The sequence below is a fragment of the Pseudomonas putida genome (assembly GCF_026625125.1).
Lineage (GTDB): Bacteria > Pseudomonadota > Gammaproteobacteria > Pseudomonadales > Pseudomonadaceae > Aquipseudomonas > Aquipseudomonas putida_X.
The window spans coordinates 1,181,172-1,196,933 of sequence record NZ_CP113097.1; the positions used below are offsets into that span (position 1 = coordinate 1,181,172).

The 15,762-nt window shown below is 62.0% G+C and carries 16 protein-coding genes; 12 read left to right on the top strand and 4 right to left on the bottom strand.

The window, feature by feature from the left end; genetic code table 11:
* Positions 1-19: 19 nt before the first annotated feature.
* Entirely contained in the window at positions 20-961 is a 942-nt protein-coding gene (locus OSW16_RS05450) for a YgfZ/GcvT domain-containing protein (protein ID WP_267821334.1), read from the bottom strand.
* 133 nt (positions 962-1,094) lie between these two features.
* Between OSW16_RS05450 and OSW16_RS05455 the strand changes: the two genes are divergently transcribed.
* Together OSW16_RS05455 and OSW16_RS05460 are read left to right on the top strand one after the other, a co-directional pair.
* Entirely contained in the window at positions 1,095-1,349 is a 255-nt protein-coding gene (locus OSW16_RS05455) for a succinate dehydrogenase assembly factor 2 (protein ID WP_008094993.1), read from the top strand.
* The gene (locus OSW16_RS05460; RefSeq protein ID WP_241804827.1) at positions 1,333-1,791 is read left to right on the top strand and encodes a protein YgfX; all 459 of its coding nucleotides are present in this window, start codon (positions 1,333-1,335) and stop codon (positions 1,789-1,791) included. Before OSW16_RS05455 ends, OSW16_RS05460 begins: the two co-directional genes overlap by 17 nt.
* A gap of 51 nt (positions 1,792-1,842) precedes the next feature.
* Here the strand turns inward: OSW16_RS05460 and nadB are convergent, their stop codons facing one another.
* Positions 1,843-3,447 (bottom strand): L-aspartate oxidase, encoded by a 1,605-nt coding sequence (nadB, locus tag OSW16_RS05465; protein ID WP_267821337.1) that lies wholly within the window; start codon positions 3,445-3,447, stop codon positions 1,843-1,845.
* Positions 3,448-3,882: 435 nt separating this feature from the next.
* On the opposite strand from nadB, the gene rpoE reads away from it, so the two are divergent.
* From rpoE to pdxJ, 10 genes are all read left to right on the top strand, one after another.
* The gene (gene rpoE, locus OSW16_RS05470; RefSeq protein ID WP_003252049.1) at positions 3,883-4,464 is read left to right on the top strand and encodes an RNA polymerase sigma factor RpoE; all 582 of its coding nucleotides are present in this window, start codon (positions 3,883-3,885) and stop codon (positions 4,462-4,464) included.
* Positions 4,465-4,495: 31 nt separating this feature from the next.
* Positions 4,496-5,086, top strand: coding sequence for a sigma-E factor negative regulatory protein (locus OSW16_RS05475; RefSeq protein WP_267821339.1), 591 nt, complete (start codon positions 4,496-4,498; stop codon positions 5,084-5,086).
* A 12-nt stretch (positions 5,087-5,098) separates the two neighbouring features.
* Positions 5,099-6,064: a MucB/RseB C-terminal domain-containing protein gene (locus OSW16_RS05480; RefSeq protein ID WP_267821341.1), complete on the top strand. Its 966-nt coding sequence runs from the start codon at positions 5,099-5,101 to the stop codon at positions 6,062-6,064.
* Between the two features lie 208 nt (positions 6,065-6,272).
* On the top strand, positions 6,273-7,679 hold the full coding sequence (locus OSW16_RS05485; protein WP_372490471.1) for a DegQ family serine endoprotease: 1,407 nt from the start codon (positions 6,273-6,275) through the stop codon (positions 7,677-7,679).
* 182 nt (positions 7,680-7,861) lie between these two features.
* Positions 7,862-9,661 carry a translation elongation factor 4 gene (lepA, locus tag OSW16_RS05490; protein ID WP_267821346.1) on the top strand — a complete coding sequence of 600 codons (1,800 nt, stop codon included), beginning with the start codon at positions 7,862-7,864 and terminating at the stop codon, positions 9,659-9,661.
* Positions 9,662-9,666: 5 nt separating this feature from the next.
* Positions 9,667-10,521, top strand: coding sequence for a signal peptidase I (lepB, locus tag OSW16_RS05495; RefSeq protein WP_241804838.1), 855 nt, complete (start codon positions 9,667-9,669; stop codon positions 10,519-10,521).
* Between the two features lie 161 nt (positions 10,522-10,682).
* A complete protein-coding gene (gene rnc / locus OSW16_RS05500) occupies positions 10,683-11,372 on the top strand; it encodes a ribonuclease III (protein ID WP_012312992.1) in 690 nt (229 codons plus the stop codon).
* The gene (gene era / locus OSW16_RS05505; protein ID WP_046787792.1) at positions 11,365-12,267 is read left to right on the top strand and encodes a GTPase Era; all 903 of its coding nucleotides are present in this window, start codon (positions 11,365-11,367) and stop codon (positions 12,265-12,267) included. Before rnc ends, era begins: the two co-directional genes overlap by 8 nt.
* Positions 12,268-12,320: 53 nt before the next feature.
* A complete protein-coding gene (gene recO, locus OSW16_RS05510) occupies positions 12,321-13,004 on the top strand; it encodes a DNA repair protein RecO (RefSeq protein ID WP_267821349.1) in 684 nt (227 codons plus the stop codon).
* Between the two features lie 61 nt (positions 13,005-13,065).
* Positions 13,066-13,788 (top strand): pyridoxine 5'-phosphate synthase, encoded by a 723-nt coding sequence (gene pdxJ / locus OSW16_RS05515; protein WP_372490472.1) that lies wholly within the window; start codon positions 13,066-13,068, stop codon positions 13,786-13,788.
* Positions 13,789-13,990: 202 nt separating this feature from the next.
* On the opposite strand, the gene cmoB is transcribed toward pdxJ, so the two are convergent.
* Both cmoB and cmoA read right to left on the bottom strand, forming a co-directional pair.
* On the bottom strand, positions 13,991-14,947 hold the full coding sequence (cmoB, locus tag OSW16_RS05520; RefSeq protein ID WP_267821353.1) for a tRNA 5-methoxyuridine(34)/uridine 5-oxyacetic acid(34) synthase CmoB: 957 nt from the start codon (positions 14,945-14,947) through the stop codon (positions 13,991-13,993).
* Positions 14,944-15,687, bottom strand: coding sequence for a carboxy-S-adenosyl-L-methionine synthase CmoA (cmoA, locus tag OSW16_RS05525; protein ID WP_241804842.1), 744 nt, complete (start codon positions 15,685-15,687; stop codon positions 14,944-14,946). The genes cmoB and cmoA overlap by 4 nt, the downstream gene beginning before the upstream one ends.
* Positions 15,688-15,762 lie beyond the last annotated feature (75 nt).

Here is a 15,762-nt window from a genome sequence, read left to right on the forward strand (position 1 = left end):
AGCAGGGGTGGCGGGCTGGTCAGCGCTGGATTTCCCGGTCGCGATCCAGTTCGTAGGGTAGGCTCGAAACCTGCAGGCGCGGGCCTTGCAGGCTGCCCAGGTGCAGGTTGTCATCCTCCACGGCCTCGGCACTGAGTACCGCTAGCAGTTCGCAGCCCTTGCCCGTGCTAGCGGCAATGACCACTTCGCCAACCGATGAGCCATGGGTCGGCGAGAAGATCTGCGCCCCTGGGGCAGGACTATCGTGCTGGTCCAGCAGCAGGCGGTACTGGCGTCGCTTGAGCTTGCCCAGATACTGCATGCGCGCGACGATTTCCTGGCCGGTGTAGCAGCCCTTCTTGAAACTCACGCCATCGACCGCCTGCAAATTGATCATCTGCGGGATGAACAGCTCACGGGTCGGGCCCATGACCTGGCCGATGCCGGCACGAATCTGCCCCAGCAGCCAGTCGTTCAGCGGTGCTTCAGGCAATGAGGCTGCCAGTTTTTCGCGCACGCTGGCGGCGGTGTCCGCCGGTACCCAAAGCTCCACGCGCCCCTCGGAGACGGCCACGGCGATCAGGCCTTCATGGCGTTCGGTGGCGCCCGCGTTGGTCGGCACCTTCAAACCCAAGGCCAGCAGCGCCGCATCACCGCCCTGCAGGCCGAAACGCGCCCAGGCAGCGCTTTCGTCGCTGAGCGTGGCCTTGGAAAACACAGCGTACTTTTTCAGGTCGGCCAGCTGTGCCTCGAGCAGCTCGCTGGCCATGGCCAGCAGGTAGCCGTTGCCTTCGGGCAGGATGCGGAAGCTCGACTGCATGCGCCCCTTGACCATGCAGCGGGCGCCCAGGCTAGCGTACTCGGGGCTGAGGTAGTTGATGTTGCAGGTCAATTGGCCCTGCAGGAACTTGCCGGCATCGGAGCCGCGGACGGCGAGGATGCCCTCGTGGGACAGCGGGCAGTAGAAAGCGGAATCGGCCATGGGGGATCGCGGTGGCTAAAGACTGGCGGCCATCATAGAACGCCAGTAACAAAATAGGTAGGTGACTAGACCAACGCCTCGTGCCGCTTCGTGCGCCTGGCTGTATACTGGCCGCCCATTTGAGGAGGGCCCCATGGTCGAACAAACTGAACTCAACCGGCTTTTCTGGCACAGCCGTCGCGGCATGCTGGAACTCGACGTACTGCTGGTGCCTTTCACCCAGGAGGTCTACCCGACCCTGAGCGAAGCCGATCGCGAACTCTACGTTCGCCTGTTGAGCTGTGAGGATCAGGATATGTTCGGCTGGTTCATGGAGCGTACCGAGTCCGAAGACCCGGAGCTGCAGCGCATGGTTCGCATCATTCTGGACCGTGTCCAGCCCAAGTGAATGTTTCGAGTGCCGTTGGCAGGGTTCGCGCCTGCTGCTGGCGGCCTACCTGATCTGCCAGGTGCTGGCGTTGCTGGCCTTGTGGCTGAGTGCGCTGCCCTGGTGGTTTTCCCTCGCTGTCTCAGGCGCTTGCCTGGCCCACGCCCGCTGGGTGATCCCTCGACGCATACTGCTGACCCATGCTCAAGCCGTCACTGGCCTGCGCCGGGATGCAGCGGGCTGGCAGCTTTTCAGTCGTGCCGGGGGCTGGCAGGCGGTGCGCCTGTGTCGCGACAGCGTGGCGCTGCCGGGCCTGGTGGTATTGCGGTTCACCAGGCCTGGGCGCTGGCTGGCCGAGAGCCAGTGCGTTGTCGGCGATGCCACGGCGGCTGATCAGCATCGGCGTCTGCGGGTACGGCTGAAATTCAGCCGGCGCCGGTGGGCAGAGGTCGCGGCCCGCTAGGCAGGCGCCGCGTCTGCCCTTGCAGTTTGCCTGCCAAAGCGGTATCGACCCTCAGGTGGGGCTCAGGATGGTGTCCTTGGCCTCAGCCAGCATCCCGGGGTAGTCCAGGGTGTAGTGCAACCCGCGGCTTTCCTTGCGCTGCATGGCCGAGCGGATCATCAACTCCGCCACCTGTGCCAGGTTGCGCAACTCGATCAGGTCGCGGCTGACCTTGTAGTTGCTGTAGAACTCGTCGATCTCGTCCAGCAGCAGGCGCACGCGGTGCTCGGCACGCTGCAGGCGCTTGCTGGTGCGCACGATGCCCACATAGTCCCACATGAACCGCCGCAGTTCGTCCCAGTTGTGGGCAATGATCACATCCTCATCCGAGTCGGTGACCTGGCTGGCATCCCAGCAGGGCAGGGCTTTGGGCATGGCGATCTGGGCCAGGCGGTCCTCGATGTCTGCGGCAGCCGAACGGCCGTAGACGAAACACTCGAGCAGCGAGTTGCTGGCCATGCGATTGGCGCCGTGCAGGCCGGTGAAGCTGGTCTCGCCGATGGCGTATAGGCCCGGAACGTCGGTATGGCCGCGATCGTCGACCACCACCCCACCACAGGTGTAGTGGGCGGCCGGCACTACCGGGATCGGTTGGCGGGTGATGTCGATACCGAAGGTCAGGCAGCGCTCATAGACGGTCGGGAAGTGGCTTTTGATGAAGTCGGCCGGTTTGTGTGTGATGTCCAGGTAGACGCAGTCCACACCCAGGCGCTTCATCTCGTGGTCGATGGCCCGGGCCACGATGTCGCGCGGAGCCAGTTCTTCGCGGGGGTCGAAGCGCGGCATGAAGCGCTCACCGTTGGGTAGGCGCAGCAGGGCGCCTTCGCCGCGCAGGGCTTCGGTGACCAGAAAGCTTTTGGCTTGCGGGTGATAGAGGCAGGTCGGATGGAACTGGTTGAATTCCAGATTGGCAACCCGGCAGCCGGCGCGCCAGGCCATGGCGATGCCATCGCCGCAGGCGCCATCAGGGTTGCTGGTGTACAGGTAGACCTTGGCGGCACCGCCGGTAGCGAGCACGGTAAAACGCGCGCCGAAGGTATCCACCTCACCACTGTTGCGGTTCAGCACATAGGCGCCCAGGCACCGCTCGCCGGGCAGGCCAAGGCGCCGCTCGGTAATCAGGTCGACCGCTACGCGTTGCTCGAGCAGTTCGATATTGGGGCGTTTGCGGGCTTGCTCCAGCAACGTGGTGAAAATGGCCGCGCCCGTGGCGTCGGCGGCATGGATGATGCGCCGGTGACTGTGCCCGCCTTCGCGGGTCAGGTGAAATTCGAAACCGCCATCGTCAACGCTGGCGTGCTCATCGCGGGTAAAAGGCACGCCTTGCTCGATCAACCACTCGATGGCTTCGCGGCTGTGCTCGACGGTGAATCGCACCGCCTCTTCATGGCACAGGCCGCCACCGGCGTTGAGGGTGTCCTCGACATGGGACTGCACGGTATCGGAATCGTCCAGCACCGCCGCCACGCCGCCTTGCGCCCAGAAGGTCGAGCCATTGGCCAGGTCGCCCTTGCTCAGCACGGCGATGCGCAGGTGGGCGGGCAGGTTGAGTGCCAGGCTGAGACCGGCTGCGCCGCTGCCGATCACCAGGACATCATGTTGGAATTGTTGGCTCATGTCGGGACACTAGTAATCTTCAGAGGGGGCACGGCACAATAGTCACGCGTAGATGGCATTGTGAAACTATCGTGAATAGCGGCCGGGTTGCCTTTATAGCAGCCTGTGGTGGCCAATTTCCATGCCACTTGCGACGTAAGGGTAATCTTCCCGGGAACTTTCCTACATGGCTGGAAATCCTAAGAAGGCTGCCCGTGCGCCATCATTTCGCGCGGCGACGCGAGGCGGCGGCTCTATCCGGGCTGACACCTGCGTATCCGAAACCTGATTATCGACGCTGCCGGCCGTGCCCGCGCTGCGTCTTCCGTGCGAGCCAGTCAAGGGCCGCAGGAAACTTGCTTGGAGGAGAGAACTTTTGCGAAAAGCCCGAGTCTATGTTTGCAAGCCTGAACGATGGCTGATGCAACGCTCCTTCGAGTTCACTGAGGAGTGTTCATGCTAACCCAGGAAGAGGATCAGCAGCTTGTAGAGCGCGTACAGCGCGGCGACAGGCGAGCGTTCGATCTGTTGGTGCTGAAGTATCAGCACAAGATTCTCGGGTTGATCGTGCGGTTCGTTCACGATACCCACGAGGCCCAGGATGTGGCGCAGGAAGCCTTTATCAAGGCCTACCGTGCGCTTGGCAATTTCCGCGGTGACAGCGCGTTTTATACCTGGCTGTACCGCATCGCCATCAACACGGCGAAGAACTATCTGGTGTCCCGTGGAAGACGGCCGCCAGACAGCGATGTGAGCTCCGAGGATGCGGAGTTTTACGACGGCGATCATGGTCTCAAGGATCTCGAGTCCCCAGAACGCTCCCTGTTGCGGGATGAAATCGAAGGCACAGTCCATCGCACCATCCAGCAACTGCCCGAAGATTTGCGCACGGCACTGACCCTGCGTGAGTTCGACGGGTTGAGTTACGAAGACATTGCCAGTGTCATGCAATGTCCGGTGGGTACCGTGCGCTCTCGAATCTTCCGCGCTCGGGAGGCCATAGACAAAGCCCTGCAGCCCTTGTTGCAGGAAACCTGAGACAGCGGCGATAGCCAAGAGAGGAACCGCCATGAGTCGTGAAGCTTTGCAGGAATCGCTGTCCGCGGTAATGGATAACGAAGCGGACGAACTGGAATTGCGACGGGTGCTGAGCGCCGTCGACGATGCCGAAACACGTGCCACCTGGTCGCGTTACCAGGTTGCCCGCGCAGCGATGCACAAGGAGCTGTTGCTGCCGAAACTGGATATCGCCTCGGCGGTGTCTGCCGCCCTGGCTGACGAAGCCGTGCCGGCCAAGGTCAGCAAAGGCCCATGGCGCAGCATTGGCCGTCTGGCCGTTGCCGCCTCGGTGACTGTCGCTGTGCTGGCTGGTGTGCGCATGTACAACCAGGACGAGATCACCGGTGCCGAACTGGCTGCGCAACAACCTGCCCAGCAGGGCCTGAGCATGCCACAAACTCAGGGCCCAGCCGTTTTGGCAGGCTATAGTGAGAGCAGTGAGCAACCGACCGGGCCGATGGCCAACGGCGTGCTGCAGAACCAGGCCGGCTGGGATCAGCGTCTGCCGGGCTACCTGCGTCAGCATGCGCAGGAATCCGCGCTCAAGGGTACTGAAACTGCCCTGCCGTATGCCCGCGCCGCCAGCCTGGAAAACCGCTAAGTAAGGAGGATCATGCGCGCGCTACCTCTCTTGTCGCTGCTTGTAGGCAGTTGCATGACGGTGCCAGCGTTGGCAGCCAATTCGTCGCCTGAGGCAAGCGAATGGCTGAACAAGCTGGCACAAGCCGAACAGAAGCAGAGTTATCAGGGCTCCTTCGTTTACGAACGAAATGGCAGCTTCTCCTCCCACGATATCTGGCATCGAGTGCATGACGGCAAGGTCAGCGAGCGGCTGTTGCAGCTTGACGGCACCGCCCAGGAAATCGTGCGGGTGGATGGCAAGGTGCAATGCATTGGCGGTGCCTTGGCAAGTGGTGTGAACGACTTGCCTGATGCCGCGCCGCGCATGCTCGACCCCCTCAAATTGATGAGCTGGTACGATCTGGCTGTAGCGGGCAAGGCTCGTGTCGCCGGGCGCGATGCGGTCATCGTCACGCTGACCCCGCGCGACCAGCATCGCTACGCATTCGAATTGCATCTGGACAGCAAGACCGGCCTGCCGCTGCGCTCGTTGATGCTCAACGACAAGGGGCAGTTGCTCGAACGCTTCCAGATGACGCGCCTGGATACCGATGACTTGCCAACCGATGCCGATCTGAAGGCCAGCGCCGCCTGCAAACCGGTGGAACGGGTGGCCAGCACCAAGACCGAAGCGGTCGCAGGCTGGCGCTCGGACTGGCTGCCGCCGGGTTTCGAGCTGATCAACAGCGCCGTGCGGCGTGACCCGTCTCGCAACAGCACCGTCAGCAGTCTCATGTACGACGATGGCCTGGCGCGCTTCTCGGTGTTTCTGGAGCCGGTTACCGAAGATGCCAGTGCCGATGTGCGCACTCAACTGGGCCCAACCTCTGCCGTTTCACGTCGCCTGAACACGCCCAAGGGCAAGGTGATGGTCACCGTGGTCGGCGAAATTCCGCTGGGTACCGCAGAACGCGTCGCACTCTCGATGCGGCCACAGGATGCTCAGGCGCGCCAGTAATGGCGCCCTTTTTCGGCGCATGCCAAGGCGCACGGACATGCAGCTGAAATGAAATTAAAGCATTGTCATTTGCAATCCATCTGTAAATTTTCTATAGGTCAGGCTTCTTGGAGTCTGACCTTTCCTGCTTTGCAGGCGGTCTTATGTTAACTACGCTCGTTGTGACGGGAGCCGTATGTCAATACCACGCTTGAAATCCTATCTATCGATGTTCGCCGCCGTGCTGATGCTCGGCCAGGTGCTGACTGCCCAGGCCGAGGAAGCCTTGCCTGACTTCACTACCCTGGTCGAACAGGCCTCGCCGGCAGTGGTCAACATCAGTACCAAGCAAAAGCTGCCGGACCGCCGTGTTGCCGCCGGGCAGATGCCGGACCTCGAAGGGTTGCCGCCGATGTTCCGTGAGTTCTTCGAGCGCAACATACCGCAGCAGCCGCGTTCGCCCCGAGGTGACCGTCAGCGTGAGGCCCAGTCGCTGGGTTCAGGCTTCATCATTTCCAGTGACGGCTATGTGCTGACCAACAACCACGTGGTTGCCGATGCCGACGAGATCATCGTCCGTCTGTCGGATCGCAGCGAGCTGCAGGCCAAGCTGGTCGGCACCGACCCGCGCACCGACGTGGCCCTGCTCAAGGTCGACGGCAAGAACCTGCCCACCGTCAAACTGGGCGACTCCGAGAAGCTCAAGGTGGGTGAGTGGGTGCTGGCCATCGGTTCGCCGTTCGGTTTCGATCACTCGGTGACCAAAGGGATCGTCAGCGCCAAAGGCCGCACCCTGCCCAATGACACCTATGTGCCCTTCATTCAGACCGACGTGGCCATCAACCCGGGCAACTCCGGTGGGCCGCTGTTCAACATGAATGGCGAAGTCGTGGGTATCAACTCGCAGATCTTCACCCGTTCGGGTGGTTTCATGGGGCTGTCGTTCGCCATCCCGATCGATGTCGCGCTCGATGTTTCCAATCAGTTGAAGAAAGACGGCAAGGTCAGCCGCGGCTGGCTGGGTGTGGTCATTCAGGAGGTCAACAAGGACCTGGCTGAATCCTTCGGCCTCGACAAGCCGGCCGGCGCCCTGGTGGCGCAGGTGCTGGAAGATGGCCCGGCAGCCAAGAGCGGCCTGCAGGTGGGCGACGTAATCCTGAGCATGAACGGCCAACCGATTGTCATGTCGGCCGACCTGCCACACTTGGTCGGCACCCTGAAAGCTGGCGCCAAGGCCAAACTGGAAATCATCCGCAATGGCAAGCGCCAGAACCTGGATGTGACCATTGGTGCGATGCCTGATGACGATGCCGATATCGGCACCGGCACGGGTGCCGATGGCAGCGCAGAGCGCAGCAGCAACCGCCTGGGTGTGTCCGTCTCCGACCTGACTGCCGAACAGAAGAAGTCCCTGGAGCTCAAGGGCGGCGTGGTCATCAAAGAAGTCCAGGACGGCCCGGCTGCCATGATTGGCCTGCGTCCAGGTGACGTGATCAGCCACTTGAACAACCAGGCGATCGCCTCGGCCAAGCAGTTCACCGAAATTGCCAAGGAGCTGCCGAAGAACCGTTCGGTATCCATGCGCGTGCTGCGCCAGGGCCGTGCCAGCTTCATCACCTTCAAGCTGGCCGAATAAGCCGGCTTGTCAGTCGCAAAGGGCAGCTTCGGCTGCCCTTTTTCATGAACGTTCACAATTATTGGGGGCACTCAGCCTGTATCGTGCGTCAGAGGAATCTCCCATATCCCTGCTGGTTGAGGTACAATTCCCGGCTATTTTTCGGCGGGCGTCCGGCTCGCAGCCTTTTCGAGTGTTGACCCGTGAGTGATTTGAGTCATATCCGCAATTTCTCCATCATCGCCCACATCGACCATGGCAAGTCGACGCTGGCCGACCGTTTCATCCAGTTGTGCGGTGGCCTGACGGCACGCGAAATGGAAGCTCAGGTTCTCGACTCCATGGACCTGGAGCGCGAACGCGGGATCACCATCAAAGCCCACAGCGTCACGCTTCACTACAAGGCGCTGGACGGCAAGACCTACCAGCTGAACTTCATCGATACCCCCGGCCACGTCGACTTCACCTATGAAGTCTCGCGTTCCCTGGCGGCGTGTGAGGGTGCGCTGCTGGTGGTGGACGCCGGCCAGGGCGTCGAAGCCCAGTCCGTCGCCAACTGCTACACCGCCATCGAGCAGGGCCTTGAGGTCATGCCGGTCCTGAACAAGATGGACCTGCCCCAGGCCGACCCTGATCGGGTCAAGGACGAGATCGAGAAGATCATCGGTATCGACGCCACCGATGCGGTAGCGTGCAGTGCCAAGAGCGGCATGGGCGTCGACGAGGTGCTCGAGCGTCTGGTCCACACCATCCCTGCGCCAGTGGGCGAAATCGATGCCCCGTTGCAGGCGTTGATCATCGACTCCTGGTTCGACAACTACCTGGGCGTGGTGTCGTTGGTGCGCGTGCGCCAGGGCCGCGTCAAGAAGGGCGACAAGATCCTGGTCAAGTCCACCGGCAAGGTGCACCTGGTCGACAGCGTGGGTGTGTTCACCCCGAAACATACCCAGACCCCTGACCTGAAAGCCGGTGAAGTTGGCTTCATCATTGCCAGCATCAAGGACATCCATGGTGCGCCGGTCGGCGACACCCTGACCCTGTCCTCGACCCCCGAGGTCGAAATGCTGGCAGGCTTCAAGAAGATTCAGCCGCAGGTTTATGCCGGCCTGTTCCCGGTCAGCTCCGACGATTTCGAGGACTTCCGCGACGCCCTGCAGAAGCTGACCCTGAACGACTCGTCGCTGCAGTACATGCCTGAGAGCTCCGACGCACTGGGCTTCGGCTTCCGTTGCGGCTTCCTGGGCATGCTGCACATGGAGATCATCCAGGAGCGCCTGGAGCGCGAGTACGACCTGGACCTGATCACCACCGCGCCAAGCGTGATCTACGAGCTGGAACTCAAGACCGGCGAAACCATCGTGGTCGACAACCCGTCGAAGCTGCCTGATGTTTCGTCTGTCACCGACTTCCGCGAGCCGATCGTCACCGCGACCATCCTGGTGCCGCAGGAGCATCTGGGCAACGTCATCACCCTGTGCATCGAGAAGCGTGGCGTACAGCGCGACATGCAGTTCCTCGGCAGCCAGGTTCAGGTGCGTTATGACATGCCGATGAACGAAGTGGTGCTGGACTTCTTCGACCGCCTCAAGTCGACCAGCCGCGGCTATGCTTCGCTGGACTATCATTTCGATCGCTATCAATCGGCCAACCTCGTCAAGCTGGATGTACTGATCAACGGCGACAAGGTCGATGCCCTGGCATTGATCGTGCACCGCGACAACGCGGCCTACAAAGGCCGTGCGTTGACCGAGAAGATGAAGGAACTGATCCCGCGGCAGATGTTCGATGTGGCGATCCAGGCAGCCATTGGCGGCCAGATCATTGCGCGGACAACCGTCAAGGCGCTCAGAAAGAACGTACTGGCCAAGTGCTACGGTGGTGACGTCAGCCGTAAGAAAAAGCTGCTGGAGAAGCAGAAGGCCGGTAAGAAACGCATGAAACAGGTGGGCAACGTGGAGATTCCACAAGAAGCCTTCCTCGCCGTGCTCAGGTTGGATAGCTAGGTCCTATGTCGCTAAATTTCCCGCTGTTGCTAGTCATCGCCGTTGCCGTTTGCGGTCTGTTGGGCTTGATCGACCTGCTGTTCCTGGCTCCGCGCCGGCGGGCGGCGGTCGCCAACTACCAGGGTAGTGTCACTCAGCCAGAAATGGCGGTGGTCGAGCGCCTGAACAAGGAACCGCTACTGGTCGAGTACGGTAAGTCGTTCTTCCCGGTGCTGTTCATCGTCCTGGTGCTGCGCTCTTTCCTTGTGGAGCCGTTCCAGATTCCTTCGGGGTCGATGAAACCGACCCTGGAAGTGGGCGATTTCATCCTGGTGAACAAGTTCTCGTATGGCATTCGCCTGCCGGTGATCGACAAGAAGGTCATCGAGGTGGGTGACCCGCAACGCGGTGATGTGATGGTGTTCCGCTACCCAAGCGACCCGAACGTCAATTACATCAAGCGTGTGGTGGGCCTGCCAGGCGACCAGATCCGCTACACCAGCGACAAGCGGCTGTTCGTCAATGGCCAGCCAGTGGCCGAGCAATTGGTCGGTGCCGAGCCAGGTACCCTGGGCAGCGCCGAGCTGTTCAAGGAAAAACTTGGCGAAACCGAGCACTTGATCCGCAAGGAAATGACCCGTTATCGCATGCCGCCGGACCAGCAGTGGACCGTGCCGGCTGGCCATTACTTCATGATGGGCGACAACCGCGACAACTCCAACGACAGCCGTTACTGGGATGACCCGAACATTCCCAAGGAACTGCACGGCATGGTTCCGGACCGGAACATTGTCGGCAAGGCCTTCGCGGTCTGGATGAGCTGGCCAGAGCCAAAGCTCAGCCACTTGCCCAACCTGTCGCGGGTCGGCCTGATCCATTGATACCCTTCGGCGCTGTCCAGCAGACAGCGCCGAATGCATTTCTGACATAGGCTGTGTTCTCAGGGATCGAGAGATTCGTTGCTCGCCGCGACGGGCCACAGCCAAACAGTCTTTCAGGATGTTGATTTGAACAACGCGTTGAACAACCAGCGGGTGGCTGCATGAGTGCTTCCCTTGCCCGTCTCGAGCGCAAGCTCGGTTACACCTTCAAAGACCAGGACCAGATGGTGCTGGCCCTGACCCATCGCAGCTACGCCGGGCGCAACAATGAGCGCCTGGAGTTTCTTGGCGATGCCATTCTCAACTTCGTGGCCGGCGAGGCGCTGTTCGAGCGCTTCCCGCAGGCCCGCGAAGGGCAGTTGTCGCGCTTGCGTGCCCGTCTGGTCAAGGGTGAGACCCTGGCCCGTCTGGCCCGTGGTTTCGACCTGGGTGAGTACCTGCGCCTGGGCTCCGGTGAGCTCAAGAGCGGCGGTTTCCGCCGCGAGTCGATCCTGGCCGACGCCCTCGAAGCCCTGATCGGCGCCATCTATCTTGATGCCGACATGCAGACCGCCCGCGAGCGCGTGCTGGCCTGGCTGACCGACGAGTTCGAAAGCCTGACCCTGGTCGATACCAACAAAGACCCGAAAACCCGCCTGCAGGAGTTTCTGCAGTCGCGTAGCTGTGAGCTGCCTCGCTACGAGGTGGTGGACATCCAGGGCGAACCGCACTGCCGTACCTTCTTCGTCGAATGCGAAGTGGTGCTGCTGAACAACAAGAGCCGTGGCCAGGGCGTGAGCCGGCGTATTGCCGAGCAAGTCGCCGCCGCCGCCGCATTGATCGCCCTGGGCGTGGAGAATGGCAATGACTGAGAACAATCCGACCCGCTGCGGCTACGTGGCCATCGTCGGCCGCCCCAACGTGGGCAAGTCCACCTTGCTCAACCATATCCTCGGCCAGAAGCTGGCGATCACCTCGCGCAAGCCACAGACTACCCGCCACAACATGCTCGGCATCAAGACCGAGGGTGATGTGCAGGCCATCTATGTCGATACCCCCGGCATGCACAAGGCCAACGACAAGGCCTTGAACCGCTACATGAACCGCAATGCCTCGGCGGCCCTCAAGGACGTCGATGTGGTGATCTTCGTGGTTGACCGTACGCGCTGGACCGATGAGGACCAACTGGTGCTCGAACGCGTTCAGTACGTGACCGGCCCGCTGATCATTGCCGTCAACAAAACCGACCGCATGGACGAGAAAGCCGAGCTGATCCCGCACCTGCAGTGGCTGCAGGAGCAACTGCCCAATGCCGAGGTGGTACCCATCTCTGCCCAGCAAGGTCACAACCTCGACGCACTGGAGGCGCTGATCGCCAAGCACCTGCCGGAAAACGATCACTTCTTCCCGGAAGACCAGATCACCGACCGCAGCAGCCGTTTCCTGGCCGCTGAACTGGTGCGTGAGAAAATCATGCGCCAGCTGGGTGCCGAGTTGCCCTACCAGATCACCGTGGAGATCGAGGAGTTCAAGCAGCAAGGGCATGTGCTGCACATCCATGCGCTGATCCTGGTTGAACGGGACGGCCAGAAGAAGATCATCATTGGCGACAAGGGCGAGCGCATCAAACGCATCGGCTCCGACGCCCGCAAGGACATGGAAACCCTGTTCGACGCCAAGGTCATGCTCAACCTCTGGGTCAAGGTCAAAGGCGGCTGGTCCGATGACGAGCGCGCACTGCGCTCGCTGGGCTACGGCGACCTGTAACCCTTCCAGCGGCCCGGATCTCTCCGGGCCGCTTTGCTTTCAGGCCACACTTCATGGAACAACCTGTCGGCCAGCCGGCCTATGTGCTGCACAGCCGTGCCTATAAGGAAACCAGCGCGCTGGTGGACTTTTTCACACCGCAGGGGCGCGTGCGCGCGGTGTTGCGCCGAGCACGGGGCAAGGGTGGCAGCCTGGTGCGGCCGTTCGTGCCGCTGGAAGTGGAACTGCGCGGGCGCAGTGAGCTCAAGAACGTCGGGCGCCTGGACAGCATGGGCGTCGCTGCCTGGCTGCATGGCGATGCACTGTTCAGCGGCCTCTACCTCAATGAGCTGCTGATGCGCCTGCTGCCTGCCGAGGCACCACAACCCGAACTTTTCGAGCACTACGCACTGACCCTGCAGGCCCTGGCCGCCGGGCGGCCGTTGGAGCCCCTGCTGCGCTCCTTCGAGTGGCGCCTGCTGGAAGACCTGGGTTACGCCTTTGCGCTTGACCACGACGTCAGCGACGAGCCTATCGAGGCTGAGGGGCTTTACCGCTTGCAGGTCGATGCCGGCCTTGAGCGCGTTTACCTGGTGCAGCCTGGTTTGTTCAACGGCGCGCAGCTGTTGGCCCTCGCTCAGGCGGACTGGGACGCACCTGGTGCTCTGCTGGCGGCCAAGCGCCTGATGCGTCAGGCGCTGGCGGTCCATCTGGGGCCAAAACCGCTGGTCAGTCGGGAACTGTTTCGCAAGCGCTGAGCACGTCGTATGCTGTGGGGCTAAATCTTCAGGAGAGCCTTTCGTGACTCACAGCAACCGTATGCTTCTCGGCGTCAACATCGACCACGTGGCTACCTTGCGCCAGGCCCGCGGCACACGCTACCCGGACCCGGTCAAGGCTGCGCTGGATGCCGAAGAAGCAGGCGCCGATGGCATCACCGTGCACCTGCGCGAAGACCGCCGGCATATCCAGGAGCGCGATGTGGTGTTGCTCAAGGACGTGTTGCAAACCCGCATGAATTTCGAGATGGGCGTCACTGAAGAGATGATGGCGTTCGCCGAGAAGATTCGCCCGGCACACATCTGCCTGGTGCCTGAAACACGCCAGGAACTGACCACCGAGGGCGGCCTTGACGTGGCTGGCCAGGAGGCACGGATCAAGGCAGCGGTGGAGCGCCTGTCGCGCACTGGCGCTGAAGTGTCGCTGTTCATCGATGCCGACGAGCGGCAGATCGAGGCATCGCGCCGCGTCGGGGCCCCGGCGATCGAATTGCACACCGGCCGTTATGCCGATGCTCAAACGCCGACTGAGGTTGCTGAGGAGCTCAAGAGGATCGTCGATGGCGTCGCTTTTGGCGTCGGCCAGGGGCTGATCGTCAATGCCGGCCATGGCCTGCATTACCACAACGTCGAGGCGGTGGCGGCAATCAAGGGCATCAATGAATTGAACATTGGCCACGCCTTGGTGGCCCATGCACTGTTCGTAGGTTTCAAGGCGGCGGTGGCAGAGATGAAGGCGCTGATCGTTGCAGCTTCGCGCTGATCATCGCTGCGTGGCTGTTTGCGGACGGGGCAGGGGTTAGTGCCGTCAGTCAGGCAGTTTGGGGCCGCTCTGCGGCCCATCGCCGGCAAGCCAACTCCTACAGGTACAGCGCAGTTCTTGAGGTTTGCGCCCTACCTGTGGGAGCCGGCTTGCCGGCGATAGGGCGGTTAGCAACTGACTGGCATGACGCTGCGCAAAGCCTTCATTTGCGCGCCAACAGCGTGGCGCGGCGTGGGGCGGGCAATCCCTCAATGGTCTTGCTATGGTCGTGCGGGTCGAGGAAGTCCCCCAGCGACTGGTAGCGCATCCACTCGGTGCTGCGCTGCTCCTCGACACTGGTCACACTGACATCCACACAGCGCACATCGCTGAAACCCGCACGGCGCAACCAGCGCTCCAACGCCGGTACCGATGGCAGGTACCAGACGTTGCGCATCTGCGCATAGCGGTCTTCAGGCACCAGTACCTGCTGCTCGTCGCCCTCGACCACCAGCGTCTCCAGTACCAGCTCACCCCCTTTGACCAGGCAGTCCTTGAGCGCCAGCAGGTGCTCGATGGGGGAGCGGCGATGGTAGAACACCCCCATGGAAAAGACCGTGTCGAAACCTTCCAGGTTGGCTGGCAGCTCTTCCAGCGCAAACGGCAGGTGCCAAGCCGGCAAGTCGGGCAGGTACCGCTGCACGGCCTGGAACTGGCAGAAAAACAGCCAATTGGGGTCAACGCCGATGACCATGTCGGCGCCTGCGCCGAGCATGCGCCATTGGTAATAGCCGTTGCCGCAACCCACATCGAGCACACGCTTGCCCTGCAGGTTCAGGTGCGGAGCCACGCGCGACCACTTCCAGTCCGAGCGCCACTCCGTGTCGACATGCACGCCGAACAGGTCGAACGGCCCTTTGCGCCAAGGCGACAGGCCCATCAGGGCGTGGCGCATCTGCGCGCGGGTGGCATCGTCGCAGTCACAGTCCAGCCGCAGGCCGTCGACCAGGTCGATTTCGCTTGGCAGCAGTGCCGGCAGGGCGTCCAGCGCACCGCGCCAGCGCTCGAGATCGCCGTGGCCTTTCTCCAGCTTGGCTTGAAGTTGTGCTTGCAGGCCTTGCGACCAACAAGCCAGTGGGGTGCCCGCCAGGCGGCGGACGAGAGGGGACAGATCGATCATGGCAGGGCTATCAGCGAGGCGAAATTAAGGCATTGGAACCACGGCACCACCTTGCTGAAGCCTGCCGCGTGCAGGCGCTCGGTGTGGGTGTGCAGGGTGTCGGGCTTCATCACGTTCTCGATGGCGCTGCGCTTCTGGGCGATTTCCAGTTCGCTGTAGCCATTGGCACGTTTGAAGTCCAGGTGCAGTTCATTGAGCAGATCCTGCTCTTGGTCATCGGCGAAACGCAGCTTTTCCGAGAGGATCAGTGCGCCACCGGGCAGCAATGCCTGACGTATGCGGCCAAGCAACGCCAGGCGCTGTTCCGGGGCGATGAACTGCAGGGTGAAGTTCATCGCTACGACCGAGGCGGGCTCGAAGGGCAGGGCCAGTATGTCGGCCTCCAGTACCTGAACCGGCAGCAGTTCCTGGAACATCGAGTCTTGCGCGGTGAGGTACTGGCGGCAGCGCTCGACCATGGCGGCGGAGTTGTCCACGGCGATGACCCGGCAGCCCTCGCTGCGCACATGGCGGCGCAGCGCCTGGGTAACGGCGCCCAGCGATGCGCCGAGGTCATACAGGGCGGTATCAGGCTGGGCGAAGCGCGCGGCCAGCACACCAAGGTTCTCGACGATGGTCGGGTAACCGGGCACCGAGCGCTTGATCATGTCCGGGAACACACGCACCACGTCTTCGTTGAACACGAAGTCGGGAACTTGCTCCAGAGGCTGGGAGAAAAGGCGGTCGGGTTGTTTGCTCACGGTGAATCCAGGCGGCTGACGATTGGCAGGGCCGGCATTCTAGCCAAACCGTGCCAAGGATGCATGGTCGGCTGA

Bases quoted from the DNA above. Each gene is read 5' to 3' on its own strand.
- OSW16_RS05450 (WP_267821334.1), bottom strand. From the start codon at position 961: ATGGCCGATTCCGCTTTCTACTGCCCGCTGTCCCACGAGGGCATCCTC.
- OSW16_RS05455 (WP_008094993.1), top strand. From the start codon at position 1,095: ATGGTCGAACAAACTGAACTCAACCGGCTTTTCTGGCACAGCCGTCGC.
- nadB (WP_267821337.1), bottom strand. From the start codon at position 3,447: ATGAGCCAACAATTCCAACATGATGTCCTGGTGATCGGCAGCGGCGCA.
- rpoE (WP_003252049.1), top strand. From the start codon at position 3,883: ATGCTAACCCAGGAAGAGGATCAGCAGCTTGTAGAGCGCGTACAGCGC.
- OSW16_RS05475 (WP_267821339.1), top strand. From the start codon at position 4,496: ATGAGTCGTGAAGCTTTGCAGGAATCGCTGTCCGCGGTAATGGATAAC.
- OSW16_RS05480 (WP_267821341.1), top strand. From the start codon at position 5,099: ATGCGCGCGCTACCTCTCTTGTCGCTGCTTGTAGGCAGTTGCATGACG.
- OSW16_RS05485 (WP_372490471.1), top strand. From the start codon at position 6,273: ATGTTCGCCGCCGTGCTGATGCTCGGCCAGGTGCTGACTGCCCAGGCC.
- lepB (WP_241804838.1), top strand. From the start codon at position 9,667: ATGTCGCTAAATTTCCCGCTGTTGCTAGTCATCGCCGTTGCCGTTTGC.
- rnc (WP_012312992.1), top strand. From the start codon at position 10,683: ATGAGTGCTTCCCTTGCCCGTCTCGAGCGCAAGCTCGGTTACACCTTC.
- era (WP_046787792.1), top strand. From the start codon at position 11,365: ATGACTGAGAACAATCCGACCCGCTGCGGCTACGTGGCCATCGTCGGC.
- recO (WP_267821349.1), top strand. From the start codon at position 12,321: ATGGAACAACCTGTCGGCCAGCCGGCCTATGTGCTGCACAGCCGTGCC.
- pdxJ (WP_372490472.1), top strand. From the start codon at position 13,066: ATGCTTCTCGGCGTCAACATCGACCACGTGGCTACCTTGCGCCAGGCC.
- cmoB (WP_267821353.1), bottom strand. From the start codon at position 14,947: ATGATCGATCTGTCCCCTCTCGTCCGCCGCCTGGCGGGCACCCCACTG.